Here is a 16,087-nt window from a genome sequence, read left to right as displayed (position 1 = left end):
CGGTCGCGTGACCGCGGTGACGACTGTCCGCCTTCCCCTGCCGTCCCCCGCTGCCGCCTTCTCCGGGTGCCATAATCGAGCCTGCCCATCATTCCAGACGTCCCCCGGAGAATCACCATGCAGAACCTCGACAATCCTTCCCACGATCGCGAGGTAGGCAGCGCCGACGCGACGCAGGACACCACGCGCATCGACGACGTCCGCATCGGCGCCGTGCGCCCGCTGATTTCGCCGGCGCTGCTGCTGGACGAGCTGCCGGTGCCGGCCGGCACGCAGACGCTCGTCGAGGACACGCGCCGCGCGATCGGCGACATCCTGCACGGCCGCGACGACCGGCTGCTGCTCGTCGTCGGCCCGTGCTCGATCCACGATCACGACCAGGCGCTCGACTACGCGCGCCGCCTGAAAGCCGCCGCCGACGCGCTGAAGGACGACCTGCTGATCACGATGCGCGTCTACTTCGAGAAACCGCGCACGACGGTCGGCTGGAAGGGCTACATCAACGATCCGCGCCTGGACGGCAGCTTCCGCATCAACAAAGGGCTGCGCGCCGCGCGGCAGCTGCTGCTCGACATCAATGCGCTCGGCCTGCCGGCGTCGACCGAATTCCTCGACCTGCTGAGCCCGCAATACATCGCCGACCTGATCGCGTGGGGGGCGATCGGCGCGCGCACGACCGAGAGCCAGAGCCATCGGCAGCTCGCGTCGGGCCTGAGCTGCCCGATCGGCTTCAAGAACGGCACCGACGGCGGCGTGCAGGTCGCGTCGGATGCGATCGTCGCGGCCGCCGCGAGCCATGCGTTCATGGGGATGACGAAGATGGGGATGGCCGCGATCTTCGAGACGCGCGGCAACGACGACGCGCACGTGATCCTGCGCGGCGGCAAGACCGGCCCGAACTACGACGCCGAGCATGTCGAGGCATGCTGCGCGGTGCTGCGCAAGGCCGGGCTGCGCGAGCAGGTGATGGTCGACTGCTCGCACGCGAACTCGAACAAGTCGCACGACCGGCAGGTCGACGTCGCGCAGGATCTCGCGCGGCAACTGTCGCAGGGCGAGCATCGGATCGTCGGCGTGATGGTCGAGAGCCACCTCGAAGCCGGGCGCCAGGACCTGAAGCCGGGCGTGCCGCTGAAGTACGGCGTGTCGATCACCGATGCCTGCCTGAGCTGGGCGCAGACGGAGCCGGTGCTCGACGTGCTGGCGGAGGCCGTGCGGCACCGGCGCACCTATTCGCGGAATGCGTGACGCCGCGTGGCGGCGCGGCGTCGGCCGCGCCGTTCGAGGCGCCGCGAAGATCGGGGGACCATCCGTGAGGTTGTCCTGATCGACGGGCATCGATGCCATTTTTTCCGCGCCGCCCGCCCGGTCTGTCCGCACGATCATTGATCCTGATCCGGCTCGTCCGGCGTGTCACGTTGCACCCTGGGCGCACGATCCGCCGAATGCCGCTACCATGAAGCCGTGTCGCACGCTGCGGCCCGGCTGCGCCGGTCCGTCACGTACACATGGCGTGGTGGTGCGGCCGGCCGCCACGCGACCGACGAAGCGCGGGGCGCTCACCGATCAGCCGTTGCGTCCGCGCCGCTTCGTCCCCGGAATCAACAACAACCGAACCGGAGTGCAACGCATATGAAGTTTTACAAGACCCTCATCGCAGCAACCGTCCTCGCGTCGAGCGTCGGCGCGCACGCGCAGATCGCGGGCGCGCAGCCGATCAGCGTGACCGTCGAGCAGTCGCAGGCGCTGCTCGAAGGCTGGAGCGTGAAGAAGAGCGTGCTCGGCAAGACCGTGTACAACGACGAGAACCAGAAAGTCGGCAAGGTGCGCGACCTGATCGTCGCGCCGGACGGCTCGGTGTCGGCCGCGATCGTGTCGGCCGGCGGCTTCCTCGGCGTGGCCGCGCACGACGTCGCGGTGCCGATCGCGTCGCTCGACGTGCGCAACGGCAACATCTACCTGCCGGGCGCGACGAAGGAAGCGCTGAAGGCCACGCCGGCATTCCAGTACGCGAAGGTGCCGTCGCCGCCGAAGCCGAAGAAGCTCGACGAAAAGCACTGACCTGCGTTACCGGCGCGGGGCCCGCTGCGCGATGCGGCGGGCCCCGCGTTTTCATTTTCGCTCAGCGCTGCGATGTCTCGTCCGGCGGCGCAAGCGCCACGACATGACTGATCCCTTCGTGCGCCATCTTCGTATACGGGCTGAAGCGCTCCGTATTGCGCACAAGCTCCGCCGCCACTGCGCGTTCGACACCCGGCAGCCGCACGCGAATGTTCGCGTTCAGCATGAACAGCCCGTCCACCGGATCGCGACAGAAGTCGATCGATGCGGACACCGATGCCCCGGCGATCGACACGCCCGCCCGTGCAGCCAGCAGGCTCAGCGCGCCGTGAAAGCACGCCGCATAGCTCGCGGCGAACAGTTGCTCCGGATTCGGGCCGTCGCCGGGCCCGCCGAGCGCGGGCGGCAGGCGCAGCTCGACATCCAGGCGCCCGTCGTCGGAACGCGCGACGCCGGAGGCGCGGCCGTGCTCCGCCGTCCCGCCCGTGACGGTCACCGTCGTCGAGTACAGCGTTTGCGGTTCCCGACCGCGATACCGGTCGAGCAGCGAGAGGGGCGGCGGGCGCAGCGGCGTCATGGTGTGCGATCCGGCGGCGGCGTTCAGCGCGCGAGCGCGTTCTGCCGGAACCACGTGTCGAAGGTCGTCGCGCCGAGGCGCGCACCGGGCGCCGGCACGAGCGTGTCGTCCTGCAGCACCGCGCCGAAGTAGTCGGCGTCCGCATCCCGCGTCACCGTGTGCGCGTCGTGCGTGGCCGACAGAAAACGCTCGACCAGATCGGCGATCCGCACGCGCTCGGGGCCGCCGATTTCGGCGATGCCGTTGCGCGGCGCGTCGAGCGCGAAGTCGGTCACGGCGGCCGCGACGTCGTCGGAGGCGATCGGCTGGAAGTGCGCGGTGGTCAACCGGACCGTGTCGCCTTGCGCGCCGGCCTGAGCGATCGCCCCGACGAATTCGAAGAACTGCGTCGAACGCACGATCGTGTACGGCACGCCTGCCGCGCGGATCAGGTCTTCCTGGATGATCTTGCCGCGGAAATACGCGCTCTGCTGCAGTCGGTCGGTGCCGACCACCGACAACGCGACGTGATGACGCACGCCGGCCGCGCGCTCCGCGGCGAACAGGTTGCGCCCCGACGCCTCGAAGAACGCCTTCACGGCCGCTTCCTCGAATGACGGCGAATTCGCGAGATCGACGACGACCTCCGCGCCGGCGAGCGCGGCGTCCAGTCCCGCACCCGTGATCGTATCGACGCCCGTCGACGGCGCAGCCGCCACCGCGTCGTGGCCGCGTGCGATCAGGTTCCTGACGACCTTGCTGCCGATGAGGCCGGTACCACCAATCACGACGATTTTCACGATTGCTCTCCTTGAACGGGCGCGCGACATGCACGCCGCTTGAATGTGCCGAAACCGGCGCCCAGCGCGTTCGCGCGACGGGGCCTGGACCTTGCCGAGCGGTGCACCGCCGTATCGGCATGCCGGTCGAACAGCCCGCATCGTAGGCATGCGCCGCGCGATCCGCCAGCGTCCCGCAAGCCCTCATCATGTTGCCGCGAATGCATCAATCGATCGTCTCCAGCGGCGCGATCGTCGTCATCGTCGTTGGGCACTGCAGGTCGCGCGCACGCGTCTGCTCGATCATGTAGTCGATGAACGCGCGGATGCGCGTGGGCAGGTGCTTGCGGCTCAGGTAACAGAGATAGTGGCCGCCGTCGTCCGGCGCATGCTGGCCGAGACAGCTCACCAGCCGGCCGTCGGCGAGCAGGTCGCACACCTGGTACGCGGGCAGTTGCGCGATGCCGAGCCCGTCGAGCGCCGCGCGCACGACGAGATCGATGTCGTTGAACGTGTGATGCGCGGCGAGCTGGCGCTGCTGCGTCACCCCGTCGATCCTGAATTCCCATTCCGTCACGCGGCCCGACGCGGTGCACAGGTTGATGCAGCGATGCCGCGCGAGTTCGTCGACGTGGCGCGGCAAGCCGTGCCGGTGCGCATACGACGGCGACGCGCAGACGATCATCTGCATCGGAATCAGCCGGCGCGCGACGATCGCGCTGTCCTCCATGCGACCGTCGCGAAACGCGACGTCGATGCGGTCGGCGGAGAAATCGGCCGGCCGGTCGTTCAACAGCAGGTCGAGCGTGATGTCCGGATAGCGTGCATGGAAATCGCGCAGCAGCGGGGCGATGACCTTGCGGCCGAAGCCTGGCGTCGAGCCGATGCGCAGGTGCCCGCTCGGCGGTCCGCTGCGCAGCTCGCGCATGTCCTCGAGCGCCTGCGCCAGATGCTCGATGCCGGGCCGGCAGTTTTCGTAGAAGAGCTCGCCTTCGCGCGTCAGCGACATGCTGCGCGTGGTGCGCTGGAACAGGCGTGCGTCGAGCCGGTCCTCGAGCCGTTGCACGTGACGGCTGACCGACGAGCGGCCGACGCCGAGGCGATCGGCGGCGCGCGCGAAGCTGCCCTCGGTGACGACGGCCAGGAACGTGACCACGCCGGCATAGCAGGTCGAGAAGCTGCGCGCGAATGGATCGTCGGCGTCGGGGCGGCGGATGGAGGTATCGGGCATGGAGGCGCTGGAATCGTGGTGTCCGTATGCGACTAGACGTTTCAGCGCTGCCGCCTGTGACACCGCCCGCCGCATTTTTTTCAAAAAGGTCGCGGCGGCGTGCGGGCCGGCTATTTTTCCGGCACGAGCACGGGCGCGCCCTTGTCCTTCAACAGCAGCACGATGAACTTCGCGGGCCGGGTCCGGCTCGCGTTGCGTCCGACCGTGTGCAGGTCGTCCGGACCCTCGTAGAAGGTCTGGCCCGGTTTCAGCGTGACGGGCTCGCCGCCCTTCACCTGCATCACGATCGACCCCTCGACGACGTAGACGAACGCGTCGGCGTGGTGGCGGTGAACGGGGTCGACCGCGCCGGGCGGGTACTCGACCGAGATCATCTGCGCTTCCTTGCCCGGGTAAGCGTCGAGCGGCTTCGTCATCAGCGGCGTGACGATGGCCGAGGGCGCCGCGCGAACGGCGCCGGTCGCGTGGGCCGCGACGACGAGCGCGGACGCGATCACGTGTTTCATGCGAATCATGGTGGTGGCTTCCGGTGGGCCGCCGGCCGACGGCCGGCAGCGAGAGAGGGGGGGCGGCCGTCAGGCGAGGTTGGCCTTGTCGAGCCCGAACGCCTTGTCGGACGAGCCCGGCACGGTCCGGAACGCGACGTTCGCGCGATTCCAGCCGTTGATCGCCATCACTTCGAACGTCAGGTCCGACAATTCCTTCTCGGAGAGCTGGCCGCGCACGCGGTCGTAGACATCGTCCGGCACGCCGTGCGCGGGCAGCGTCGTCAGCACTTCGGTCCATGCGAGCGCGGCCCGCTCGCGCGGCGAGAACAGCGTCGATTCGCGCCAGGTCGCCAGATGATGCAGGCGCAGTTCGCGCTCGCCGTGGATGCGCGCTTCCTTCACGTGCATGTCGAGGCAAAAGGCGCAGCCGTTGATCTGGGACGCCCGGACGGACACGAGATCCCGGATCGATTCCTCGATCGCGCTGCTGCGCAGCAGGTTGCTGAGTTCGAGGAGTTTCCGGAACAACTCGGGGGACTGTTGAATGTAGTTGAGACGCTGCGTCATGATTTCTCCTGGCGACGAAGAGGCTGGCCCGCATGGCGCGGGTGTCGTGGGCGGCAGGGCGCCGCGCGAAATCATCTTAGGGGTGTGCATCCGTGCGCGGTAGCCACGCACGGGGACGCATCGTGTTGCGCGCGCTGCACCAATCCGCGCTCGACGGCGGGCGCGGTCGGCGCGGGCGCGCGATGCGCGCGTCAGCCGGCGGCGCAGGCGGCCGCGATGCGGGCGAGCTTCTCGGGATTGCGCTGCACGAGAAGCCGGACGATACGCGTGCCGTCGGTCTCGAACGACATCGCCGCTTCGAGCTGCCCGTCGATGAAACGCAGCATTGCCCACTGGCCGTTCAGCACGACCGGCCGCATCTCGACACCGCTGCCGCAGCGCAACCACGTCGCATAGAACAGTTGAGCGATCCGCCGGCCGCCGACCATCGGTTTCGGGAAGCTCTGGACGTGGCCGCCGCCGTCGCCGATCAGCATCGCGTCCTCGGCGAGCAGCGCCTGGATCGACGGGAAATCGCCGTGCGCGAGCGCATGCGTGAACGTCTGCAGCAATCGGCGATGCGTTTCGTGCGGCACCACGCGCCGCGGCTGGGGATCGTCGCGCAGCCGCGCCCGGGCCCGGCTGACGAGCTGCCGGCACGCGGCTTCGGACTTGCCGATCGCGTCGGCGACCCGGTCGTAGTCGAACTCGAAGATTTCATGCAGCAGGAACGCCGCGCGCGCTTCCGGTGTCAGCCGTTCGAGCAGCAGGAGGTACGCGACCGACACGTCGTTCGCGCGCTCCGTCATTTCCTCGGGCGTTGCAGGCGATTCGCCGAGCTCCGGTTCCGGCAGCCAGATGCCCGCATAGTGCTCGCGCCGGAGCTTCGCCGCGCGCAGGCGGTCGATCGACGTGCGCGTCGTGACCGCGACGAGCCAGGCCTCGGGGTTCTCGATGCTGCCGCGCGCCGCGTCGTGCCAGCGCAGCCACACGTCCTGCACGATGTCCTCGGCATCCGCGACGGAGCCGAGCATCCGGTACGCGATCTTCTGCAGGCGCGGGCGCAGCGCGTGGAAGGCTTGTGCGTCGTCGGTCGTCACAGCCACACCCCGCTGAACCCGAACGTGACGGGCCCGCTCAGGAACACGCTGCCGGTGCCGTCCCATTGAACGGTGACGTCGCCGCCGTCGCACGTCACCCGCACGGTATCGTCGAGCAGCCCGCGCCGGATGCCGTTGACCGCCGCGCCGCACGAACACGAGCCGGACCCGAGCGGCACGCCGCCGCCGCGCTCCCAGATGCGAAGACGAATGTGCGTGCGATCGATGACCTGTACGACGTGCACGTTGGTTTTCCGCGGAAACAGCGGATGCGTTTCGATGGCCGGACCGAGCGCTTCGAGGTCGACCGCATCGACGTCGTCGACGAAGAACGTGCAGTGCGGATTGCCCATGCTGCACGCGGCCGGCGCGCCGGGCAACGGCAGCGCGAGCGTATCGACGGCTTCGGCGACGGGCACGTCCCGCCAGCCGACGCGCGGCACGCCCATCTCGACCTTGATCGACCCGTGCGCGTCGTACGCACACTGCAGGGGCCCGCGATTCGTGCGCAGCACGATCGACGCCGCGCCGGTTTCCCGCATCAGCTGCCACGCGACGCCGCGTGTCGCGCTGCCGCAGGTATCGAGCGTCGAGCCGTCGGGATTCCAGAACGCGACCTGTGCGGCCGCGTCGTCGCAGTCCGTCACCACCGCGAGCTGGTTGAAGCCGATGCCGCTGTGCCGGTCGCCCATGCGCCGCACGAGGTCGCGATCGAGGCGGGGCACGCGATCCCGATCCTGACCGCGCAGGTCGACGATGACGAAGTCATCGCCGTTTGCGTTCATCTTCTGAAATCGGATCGGCATGGCGGTTCCGGAATGGAGACAGGCGAACACTGTACGTGGCTCGCCGTCCACGATCAATCGCATGCCGGCCGATCGCCACGCAACCGGCATCTACGTAATTCTACGTAGTCGCGCGTACGTAGTTATCCGCTTGTAAGCCGCCCCCGTCGCGCGGAATACTACGGCCCATCGTCGCGGCCTTTGCGAGGCCGCGGCACGACGCATCGACGTCACGTGTGCGCGGCCCCTGCGCCGCACGCCATCTAAAACCACATTGGAGACCAGGAGACGCCATGAATCGGGCTTCCAGTACCCTGCTCTGGATCGCGGTCGCGCTGCTCGGCGCGTTCTCGTTCGGCACCATCGCACTCGCACACGGCGAGCGCGTGAGTGCCCTCTGGATCGTGATCGCCGCTGTCTGCGTGTATCTGATCGCGTATCGCTTCTACAGTCGTTTCATCGCCAGCAAGGTCATGCAGCTCGACGGGCTGCGGATGACGCCGGCGGTCAAGTACAACGACGGCCTCGACTACGTGCCGACCAACAAGTACGTGCTGTTCGGCCATCACTTCGCCGCGATCGCCGGCGCCGGGCCGCTGGTCGGCCCCGTGCTCGCCGCGCAGATGGGCTACACGCCCGGCATGCTGTGGATCCTGGCCGGCGTCGTGTTCGCCGGCGCGGTGCAGGACTTCATCGTGCTGTTCATCTCGACGCGCCGCGACGGCCGTTCGCTCGGCGATCTCGTCAAGATGGAACTCGGCACGGTGCCCGGCGTGATCGCGCTGTTCGGCGCGTTCCTGATCATGGTGATCATCCTCGCGGTGCTCGCGCTGATCGTCGTGAAGGCGCTGACCAACTCGCCGTGGGGTACGTTCACCGTCGCCGCGACGATTCCGATCGCGCTGTTCATGGGCATCTATACGCGCTACATTCGCCCGGGCCGCATCGGCGAAGTGTCGGTCATCGGCTTCATCGGGCTGATGGCGGCGATCGCGTTCGGCCAGAACGTGGCCGCGTCGCCGACCTTCGCCGCATGGTTCACGTTCACCGGCACGCAGCTCACGTGGATCCTGATCGGCTACGGCTTCGTCGCGTCGGTGCTGCCGGTGTGGCTGCTGCTCGCGCCGCGCGACTACCTGTCGACGTTCCTGAAGATCGGCACGATCCTCGGCCTCGCGATCGGCATCCTGGTCGTCGCACCGGAACTGAAGATGCCCGCGCTGACGAAGTTCGTCGACGGCACGGGCCCGGTGTGGTCGGGCAACCTGTTCCCGTTCCTGTTCATCACGATCGCGTGCGGCGCGGTGTCGGGTTTCCACGCGCTGATCTCGTCGGGCACGACGCCGAAGCTGATCGACAACGAAACCAACGCGCGCTTCATCGGTTACGGCGCGATGCTGATGGAATCGTTCGTCGCGATCATGGCGCTGGTCGCGGCCTGCGTGATCGAGCCGGGCATCTACTTCGCGATGAACGCACCGGCCGCCGTGCTCGGCTCGACGCCCGAAGCCGTCGCGAACACCGTCACGCAATGGGGCTTCGTGCTGACGCCCGACATGCTGACGCAGACCGCGAAGGCCGTCGGCGAAACGACGATCATCGCGCGCGCGGGCGGCGCGCCGACGCTGGCCGTCGGCATGGCGCACATCCTGCACCAGGTGATCGGCGGCGAAGCGATGATGGCGTTCTGGTATCACTTCGCGATCCTGTTCGAAGCGCTGTTCATCCTGACGGCCGTCGACGCCGGCACGCGGGCGGGCCGCTTCATGCTGCAGGACCTGCTCGGCACGTTCCACCCGGCGCTCAAGCGCACCGAGTCGCTGCCCGCGAACCTCGTCGCCACCGCGCTGTGCGTGGCCGCGTGGGGCTACTTCCTGTACCAGGGCGTGGTCGATCCGCTCGGCGGCATCAACACGCTGTGGCCGCTGTTCGGCATCTCGAACCAGATGCTCGCCGCGATCGCGCTGGTGCTCGGCACCGTCGTGCTGTTCAAGATGAAGCGCGAACGTTATGCGTGGGTGACGGTCGTGCCGACCGCGTGGCTGCTGATCTGCACGCTGACGGCCGGCTGGCAGAAGATTTTCGATGCGAACCCGAAGGTCAGCTTCCTCGCGCACGCCGCGAAGCTGCAGGCCGCGGTGGATGAAGGCAAGGTGCTCGCACCGGCCAAGTCGATCGCGCAGATGAAGCGGATCATCTTCAACGATTACATCGATGCGGCGCTGGCCGGGCTGTTCATCTTCGTCGTCGTGAGCATCGCGGTGTACGGCGTGATCGCCGTGCTGCGCGCGCGCCGCGAGTCGAAGCCGACCGTGCGCGAGACGCCGTACGAAGCGATGCCGGCCGCGCAGGCGCTCGGCAGCGGACGTTAAGGGGAGGCCGCGATGTTCAGCGAACTTGGCAGCGACCTGCGCAGCGCGGGGCGTTACCTCGGGCAGGCGTTGCGGCTGATGGTCGGCCTGCCCGACTACGACACCTACGTCGCGCACATGCGCGACACCCATCCGGACCGCGAGCCGATGACGTACGAGGAATTTTTCCGCGAACGCCAGAACGCGCGGTACGGGTCGGGCGCCGGGAAGTGTTGCTGAGCCGGACTGTCCAGTCGGTTCGACGATCGAAACGGAAGCGCCGCGATGGCAGTCGCGGCGCTTTTTTCTTTGGCGGCCGGCGACGCACGTCGCGTGACGGCCGCTTCGCCGTTTGCCCGGGCGCAGCACGGCAAAATCCGGCCGCCGGTATCATAGGGGTCCCTCTTTTCCCCGATGGACCGCAGGAGAACACGTCGTGCATGTCGGTGAGCGTTTCAACAGCATTTCCCATCTCGTCGGCGCGGTGCTGTCGGTGGCCGGCCTCGTGGCGCTCGTGACGATGGGCGCGCTCGAAGGCGATCCGTACAAGGTGGTGAGCTTCAGCGTGTACGGCGCGATGCTGTTCCTGCTCTACGCGATCTCGACGCTGTATCACAGCGTGCGCAACCCGCGCCTGAAGGCGATCCTGCAGAAATGCGACCATTCGGCGATTTACTTGCTGATCGCCGGCAGCTACACGCCGTTCACGCTGGTGACGTTGCGCGGCCCGTGGGGCTGGTCGCTGTTCGGCGTGAGCTGGGGGCTCGCCGTGTTCGGCATCGTGCAGGAGCTGACGCTCGGGCGCCGCACGCGCATGCTGTCGATGATCCTGTACGTGCTGATGGGCTGGCTCGCGCTCGTCGCGGTGCGTCCGCTGATTCATGCGCTGCCGCCGGTCGGCACCGCCTGGCTCGTGGCCGGCGGCGTGATCTACAGCGCGGGGATCTACTTCTTCATCAACGACGAACGCATCCGCCACGGGCACGGTATCTGGCACCTTTTCGTGCTGGCCGGCAGCCTGTGCCAGTTCGTCAGTGTCGCGATGTATGTCGCGTGAGCGCGTTGTCTGCCGCGGAATGCGCTAGCGGCGCGTAGCGGCCGCCTGCAGGTGCGCGGCCGCTTCGCCGGTTGCCGGTGTCGGCCGCGTCGCGAACCGCCACGATACCGCGGCAAGCGCCGACAGCGCGATCGCCATGACCAGCGCCACCCGCATCGCGACCGAAAACGGCTGCAGCGTCGCGATGCATGCACCGAAGATCGCCACGCCGAGCGCCGATCCGCTCTGCCGCGCCGCGTTCAGTGCCGCCGCCGCGACGCCGGCGCGGTGCCGGTCGATCGTTCCGAGCGCCGGTGACGTCGCGGCCGGCGAGATGAATCCCGAGGCGAAGCCGATCGCGAGCATCGGCGCGACCGCGAGCCACGCCGGTGTCGTCGCGCCGATGCCCGTCATGCCGAGCGCGCCTGCCGCATACAGCCCGAACGCCGAGCACATCGGCCCGCGCGTCCCGAAGCGCGCGACGATCCGCCCCGAACACAACCCGCCGAGCGCAACCATCGCGGTCATCGGCAGGAACGCGAGCCCCGTGTCGAGCGGGCTCGCGCCGCGAACCTGCCGATAGAACAGGCTGAGCACGAACAGCAGGCCGTAGAACACGAACGCCGACGCCATCGACACGAACGTCGATCCCGCGAACAGCCGGTTGCGGAAGAACGCGAGCGGCAGCATCGGTTCGCGGCGCCGCGCTTCGATCGCGACGAAGGCGATCCATGCGGCGACGCTCGTCGCGGCACCGCCGACGATCGGTGCCGAGCGCCAGCCGAGCGACGGGCCTTCGATCAGCGTGCCGATCAGCGCGGCGATCGCGACGACGGCGGCGGCCTGGCCGGCCCAGTCGAACTGTCGCGACGCGTCGGCGGCGGCGCGCACGACCGTGCGGCCGAGCCAGATGCCGGCGAGCCCGAACGGCAGGTTCACGAAGAACAGGCTGCGCCATCCGAACAGGTCGACCAGCAGCCCGCCGATCAGCGGGCCCGACGCCATCGCGATGCCGCCGCAGCCCATCCACAGGCTGATCGCCGATGCGCGCGCGGCCGGTGCGGGGAAGGCGCGGTTGATCAGCGCGAGCGAACAGGGCACCAGCATCGCGCTGCCGACGCCTTGCAGCGCACGCGCGACGGCAAGTGCCGGAAGGGTCGGCGCGATGCCGCACAGCGCCGACGCGGCGACGAACACCGCGAGCCCCCCGACATGGACGGTGCGATCGCCGAGCCGGTCGCCGAGCGTGCCGCCCGTCAGCAGCAGGCTCGCGAACGCGAGCGTGTAAGCGTTCACTATCCATTGCAGGCCGGCCACGCGGCAGCCGAAGGTGTGCGCGATGTCGGTGAGCGCGACGTTGACGATCGACGCGTCGAGCAGCACGAGCGTGTAGCTCACGCAGGTCGCGGCGAGCACGCGGCGGGCCGCGGCCCGGTCCGGCTCGGCGGCCGTCATGCGCGCTCGGGCGCCGGCGTGGCGGCCCGCAGCGCACTGAATCCGACCCATCCCCAGTACACGCGATGATGCGCGATCCGGCCGTCGCGCAGATCCATGACTTCGACGAGATCGACCTGATCGCCGTCCGGCGTGGCGCGCGGATACTCCCAGACGAGCTGGCGGCCGTTCGAGAAGAACAATCCGGTCCGGTACCAGCGTCCGAGCGGGCTGCCCGGATTTTGCAGGCCGGTCGCGAAGAATGCCCCGATCGCGGCCTTGCCGTGCAGCACGCCCGAGCCGTGCGCGGGCAGCGTGACGACGACGAGCGGCGTTTCGAGCACCGCGTCGTCGGCATACAGCGCCATCAGCGCGTCGAGGTCGCGCGCGACGACGGCCGCGTGCCAGTCTTCATGGATGCGCCGGGCATCGGCGTCGGTGTCTGCGGGTGTCATGGCGGGTGTCCGGAAGCGTCGTGAGCGGAAACCCACTGTATGGGCGCACCGCCGCGGGACGTTTCACGTCGACCCGAAACGTGGATGCAGCCTCGGGAAGGCTGCGCCGCGGGCCGCCGTTACCCGGTGAGCGCGTCGAGATTCAGCCCATACGACTTGCCGAGCCACACCGCGCAATCGCGATGGTCGCGCAGGTCGTCGCCGGTATTCGGATGCAGGAAGATGTCGAGTACGCCGTGGTTCAGCACGAGCCACGGCACGATCTCGTCGAAGCGCGCGGCATCGAACGCGATCTGGTATGACCAGGCCGGATGCGGACCGACGAGGCGCTCGTGAAAGCGGCCGAGCTCGATGACCGCGCCGAACCGTTCGTCGACGACCTGGCGAAACGCCCAGGCCGCGTCGCGGCTGGCCGCATCGAAATAGACGTGCGCGTGCCAACTGTCGATGGCGGTGGTGTCGAGGGCAGCCATGGAAGGACTCGATGAAAATGGGAAGGTATGAGAGACCGTGCGAAACGAAGCGAATGGCCGATGCGTGATTATCGCGCGTCCTTGCCGGGCACGTCGTGTGGCGATCCGGCGATTCGGCGCCGATGGCTTGTCCTGTGTCAGAAGAACCGTTGGTCCGATGCAATCGTTTCCGCGGTATCCGCATGCGCGATATCACGCCGGGACCCTTGCCGGCAGGTGCGCACGCCACGAGCGCGCCGGCAACACGTCATTTCGGAAACTGAAAAAACGGCGGGCGTGCCGCCTGCGATCGGGCGCAAAAGCGCGATCAGGTCGTTGAATGAAATAGAGAAATTCCCGTGCGAAGCGATTCGCGAATGGCGCGCGCGCACACCGGATTCCGAAGCCGAAAATATCCATTGCGGAATCGGCTATTCAAGCGGCATGCGGCACGACATACGATGGTTTCAACGCATCGACGATCACGATCGATGCGGGGACAACCATCTGGAGGCCACTATGCGATCCCTCGTTCCCGTTGCGGTTCTTTCCTGCGCACTCGTTGCGCTGCCCGCCGTCAGCTTTGCGCAGTCGGCCGGCCCCGACTGGTCGTCGTATGCCGCGCAGTCGACCTGGTCGGCGGCGCGTGCCGAAACCGACGCGCAACTGATGCAGATGACGCGCGCCGGCTATCGTGCGACGTCGGTCGGCAACCAGAACTATCCGCTTGCGATGCAGCGTGCGCTCGCACGCGTTCACAATCCGGTGCCCGACCAGTCGCGTGAGGAGCGGGCCGCGATGGAAGCGCGCGCCGCGCGCGACGCCCAGAGCGGTCATCCGGTGAAGGCGTTCTTCGTGAAGACCGCGTTCTACCTGAAGGGCGAGAACACCTTCTGATGCGGGAGACGAGCATGGGATGCCCGATCCGCTCGACCGGCGTCGCGCGTGCGGCGTTGCCGCGCGTTGAAGTGCCCGCAAGCGGGCACGAAGCATGAAGGCCGCACGCAAAAACCGTCGTCGCGTGCCATTGACGCGCGAGTGGCTGCTGCCGCTGCCTCCCGCGCATGCACGCGACATCTCGCTGAAATGCCACATGGCGCTCGTCGCGTTGCGTGGCGGGCACGGCAACGAGGCGCTGCTGACGCGGTTGCGCACGAGCGTCTACCTGGTGTTCCTCGCGCTCGACGATACGCGGTACGCGGAAGCGGACATCGACCTGTGCGTCGACGCGGAGCGGGCGCTCGAAGCGAGTGTGGCGCGCGCGGCGCAAAGCGGCGCATGGACGCTGCACGATGACGAATGCGCGGTGCTCGAGCGCGTGCTCGCCGCGCACGACACCTGCGTCGCGACGCTCACGCGGCATCGGCTGGCCGAACTGTGGCGTGATGTCTGCACGTTCGCGTCGTGCGGCCAGCCGGCGCTCGTTGCGAGCGCGGCGGAGAAGATGCGCGCCCACGTGCCCGACTCGCTGGCCGCGTAGCATCGTGCAGCGGTTTCGCAGGGAGGATGGAGGAGACAGGGTCGGCCGAGCCGGCACGGCGACGGCGTAACGCGGCCCAAAACAAAAGCGCCACGGAGCGAATCCGTGGCGCTTTATTTTTATCACCTGCGCGGAGGCACCGCCTCCGCGTGGCGCAACGCGTTTAGGCGGCCGTTGCCGGCTTCGCCGGCTTCTGCAGCTTGCCCTTGCCGGCGCGCTGGATTTCCTCGAGCTTGATCTCGACGTGGCGCGAGAACACGTACTCGGCCGGACGCTGCTTTGCGATCGAGATGTCCGGGGCGAACGGGCCGTCGGTCCGGATGCCCTTGCGGCTCACCTTCAGCGCCTTCAGCGGGTTCGAGATCGTGTCCATCACGGCCGTTGCCTCGAAGCCGCAGTGGACCATGCAGTCCGCGCACTTCTCGTAGTTGCCGACGCCGTAGTTGTCCCACTCCGTGGTTTCCATCAGTTCCTTGAAGGTCTTCACGTAACCTTCGCCGACCAGGTAGCACGGCTTCTGCCAGCCGAACACCGTACGCGCCGGGTTGCCCCACGGCGTGCACTTGTACGTCTGGTTGCCGGCCAGGAAGTCGAGGAACAGCGACGACTGGCTGAACGACCAGCGCTTGCCGCCTTCGCCGCGCTTCAGGATTTCGCGGAACAGGTTCTTCGTCTTGTCGCGGTTCAGGAAGTGCTGCTGATCCGGCGCGCGCTCGTACGCGTAACCCGGCGACACCGTGATGCCGTCGACGCCGATCGGGCCCAGCGTGTCGAAGAACTTCGCGACGCGCTCCGGCACCGCATCGTTGAACAGCGTGCAGTTGATGTTCACGCGGAAGCCGCGGCGCTTCGCTTCCTTGATTGCCGCGACGGCCTTGTCGTACACGCCTTCCTGCGACACCGAGTGATCGTGCGCTTCCTTGTCGCCGTCGAGGTGGACCGACCAGACGAAGTACGGGCTCGGCGCGTAATCGTCCATCTTCTTTTCCATCAGCAGCGCGTTCGTGCACAGGTACACGAATTTCTTGCGCTTCATGATGCCCTTGACGATTTCCGGCATCTCCTTGTGGAGCAGCGGTTCGCCGCCGGCGATCGACACGACGGGCGCGCCGCACTCGTCGACGGCCTGCAGGCATTCCTCGACGGACAGGCGCTGGTTCAGGATCGGATCCGGATAATCGATCTTGCCGCAGCCGTTGCACGCGAGGTTGCAGCGGAACAGCGGCTCGAGCATCAGCGCGAGCGGATAGCGTTTGTTGCCGGACAGGTGCTGGCGCACGATGTACGCGCCGACACGGACTTGCTGGAGCAGCGGAATAGACAAGGGATGTCC

At 67.9% G+C, this 16,087-nt stretch carries 18 protein-coding genes; 7 read left to right on the top strand and 11 right to left on the bottom strand.

Annotation, left to right across the window (positions count from 1 at the left end):
• Nucleotides 1–117 precede the first annotated feature (117 nt).
• Nucleotides 118–1,248 (top strand): 3-deoxy-7-phosphoheptulonate synthase, encoded by a 1,131-nt coding sequence (locus tag AC0KUR_RS12620; RefSeq protein WP_473375972.1) that lies wholly within the window; start codon nucleotides 118–120, stop codon nucleotides 1,246–1,248.
• Nucleotides 1,249–1,632: 384 nt separating this feature from the next.
• The gene (locus AC0KUR_RS12615; RefSeq protein ID WP_034187621.1) at nucleotides 1,633–2,061 is read left to right on the top strand and encodes a PRC-barrel domain-containing protein; all 429 of its coding nucleotides are present in this window, start codon (nucleotides 1,633–1,635) and stop codon (nucleotides 2,059–2,061) included.
• Nucleotides 2,062–2,122: 61 nt separating this feature from the next.
• Here the strand turns inward: AC0KUR_RS12615 and AC0KUR_RS12610 are convergent, their stop codons facing one another.
• From AC0KUR_RS12610 to dapF, 7 genes are all read right to left on the bottom strand, one after another.
• Nucleotides 2,123–2,638, bottom strand: a complete 516-nt coding sequence (locus tag AC0KUR_RS12610; protein WP_049034434.1) for an Ohr family peroxiredoxin — start codon at nucleotides 2,636–2,638, stop codon at nucleotides 2,123–2,125.
• A 23-nt stretch (nucleotides 2,639–2,661) separates the two neighbouring features.
• On the bottom strand, nucleotides 2,662–3,417 hold the full coding sequence (locus AC0KUR_RS12605; protein WP_473375971.1) for an SDR family oxidoreductase: 756 nt from the start codon (nucleotides 3,415–3,417) through the stop codon (nucleotides 2,662–2,664).
• A gap of 205 nt (nucleotides 3,418–3,622) precedes the next feature.
• Nucleotides 3,623–4,627: a LysR family transcriptional regulator gene (locus AC0KUR_RS12600; protein WP_049034435.1), complete on the bottom strand. Its 1,005-nt coding sequence runs from the start codon at nucleotides 4,625–4,627 to the stop codon at nucleotides 3,623–3,625.
• 110 nt (nucleotides 4,628–4,737) lie between these two features.
• Nucleotides 4,738–5,142, bottom strand: coding sequence for a cupin domain-containing protein (locus tag AC0KUR_RS12595; RefSeq protein WP_069705668.1), 405 nt, complete (start codon nucleotides 5,140–5,142; stop codon nucleotides 4,738–4,740).
• A gap of 60 nt (nucleotides 5,143–5,202) precedes the next feature.
• Nucleotides 5,203–5,682 (bottom strand): carboxymuconolactone decarboxylase family protein, encoded by a 480-nt coding sequence (locus tag AC0KUR_RS12590; RefSeq protein WP_049034437.1) that lies wholly within the window; start codon nucleotides 5,680–5,682, stop codon nucleotides 5,203–5,205.
• Nucleotides 5,683–5,873: 191 nt separating this feature from the next.
• The gene (locus AC0KUR_RS12585; protein WP_473375970.1) at nucleotides 5,874–6,761 is read right to left on the bottom strand and encodes an RNA polymerase sigma-70 factor; all 888 of its coding nucleotides are present in this window, start codon (nucleotides 6,759–6,761) and stop codon (nucleotides 5,874–5,876) included.
• A complete protein-coding gene (dapF, locus tag AC0KUR_RS12580) occupies nucleotides 6,758–7,567 on the bottom strand; it encodes a diaminopimelate epimerase (RefSeq protein WP_124608493.1) in 810 nt (269 codons plus the stop codon). Before dapF ends, AC0KUR_RS12585 begins: the two co-directional genes overlap by 4 nt.
• A 272-nt stretch (nucleotides 7,568–7,839) precedes the next feature.
• On the opposite strand from dapF, the gene AC0KUR_RS12575 reads away from it, so the two are divergent.
• The 3 genes from AC0KUR_RS12575 to trhA all read left to right on the top strand — a co-directional run bounded on the left by AC0KUR_RS12575 (nucleotide 7,840) and on the right by trhA (nucleotide 10,954).
• Nucleotides 7,840–9,918 (top strand): carbon starvation CstA family protein, encoded by a 2,079-nt coding sequence (locus AC0KUR_RS12575; RefSeq protein WP_034187628.1) that lies wholly within the window; start codon nucleotides 7,840–7,842, stop codon nucleotides 9,916–9,918.
• Nucleotides 9,919–9,930: 12 nt separating this feature from the next.
• The gene (locus AC0KUR_RS12570) at nucleotides 9,931–10,137 is read left to right on the top strand and encodes a YbdD/YjiX family protein (RefSeq protein WP_473375969.1); all 207 of its coding nucleotides are present in this window, start codon (nucleotides 9,931–9,933) and stop codon (nucleotides 10,135–10,137) included.
• A gap of 196 nt (nucleotides 10,138–10,333) precedes the next feature.
• Nucleotides 10,334–10,954 (top strand): PAQR family membrane homeostasis protein TrhA, encoded by a 621-nt coding sequence (trhA, locus tag AC0KUR_RS12565; RefSeq protein ID WP_034187629.1) that lies wholly within the window; start codon nucleotides 10,334–10,336, stop codon nucleotides 10,952–10,954.
• A 24-nt stretch (nucleotides 10,955–10,978) separates the two neighbouring features.
• On the opposite strand, the gene AC0KUR_RS12560 is transcribed toward trhA, so the two are convergent.
• The 3 genes from AC0KUR_RS12560 to AC0KUR_RS12550 form a co-directional block, all read right to left on the bottom strand.
• On the bottom strand, nucleotides 10,979–12,388 hold the full coding sequence (locus tag AC0KUR_RS12560; RefSeq protein WP_473375968.1) for an MFS transporter: 1,410 nt from the start codon (nucleotides 12,386–12,388) through the stop codon (nucleotides 10,979–10,981).
• A complete protein-coding gene (locus AC0KUR_RS12555) occupies nucleotides 12,385–12,822 on the bottom strand; it encodes a nuclear transport factor 2 family protein (RefSeq protein ID WP_049034447.1) in 438 nt (145 codons plus the stop codon). The genes AC0KUR_RS12560 and AC0KUR_RS12555 overlap by 4 nt, the downstream gene beginning before the upstream one ends.
• A 119-nt stretch (nucleotides 12,823–12,941) precedes the next feature.
• Nucleotides 12,942–13,295 (bottom strand): DOPA 4,5-dioxygenase family protein, encoded by a 354-nt coding sequence (locus AC0KUR_RS12550; protein WP_473375967.1) that lies wholly within the window; start codon nucleotides 13,293–13,295, stop codon nucleotides 12,942–12,944.
• A 498-nt stretch (nucleotides 13,296–13,793) separates the two neighbouring features.
• Here AC0KUR_RS12550 and AC0KUR_RS12545 point away from each other — a divergent pair, with 498 nt between their 5' ends.
• Together AC0KUR_RS12545 and AC0KUR_RS12540 are read left to right on the top strand one after the other, a co-directional pair.
• A complete protein-coding gene (locus AC0KUR_RS12545; RefSeq protein ID WP_124608555.1) occupies nucleotides 13,794–14,171 on the top strand; it encodes a hypothetical protein in 378 nt (125 codons plus the stop codon).
• Nucleotides 14,172–14,265: 94 nt separating this feature from the next.
• Complete coding sequence (locus tag AC0KUR_RS12540; protein WP_069705673.1) at nucleotides 14,266–14,754, top strand: hypothetical protein; 489 nt, start codon at nucleotides 14,266–14,268, stop codon at nucleotides 14,752–14,754.
• A 163-nt stretch (nucleotides 14,755–14,917) separates the two neighbouring features.
• Here the strand turns inward: AC0KUR_RS12540 and hpnH are convergent, their stop codons facing one another.
• Nucleotides 14,918–16,078 (bottom strand): adenosyl-hopene transferase HpnH, encoded by a 1,161-nt coding sequence (gene hpnH, locus AC0KUR_RS12535; RefSeq protein WP_034187634.1) that lies wholly within the window; start codon nucleotides 16,076–16,078, stop codon nucleotides 14,918–14,920.
• Nucleotides 16,079–16,087 lie beyond the last annotated feature (9 nt).

Source organism: Burkholderia sp. YHN3-13, from assembly GCF_055810675.1.
This window is presented reverse-complemented; position numbering and strand designations above follow the sequence as displayed.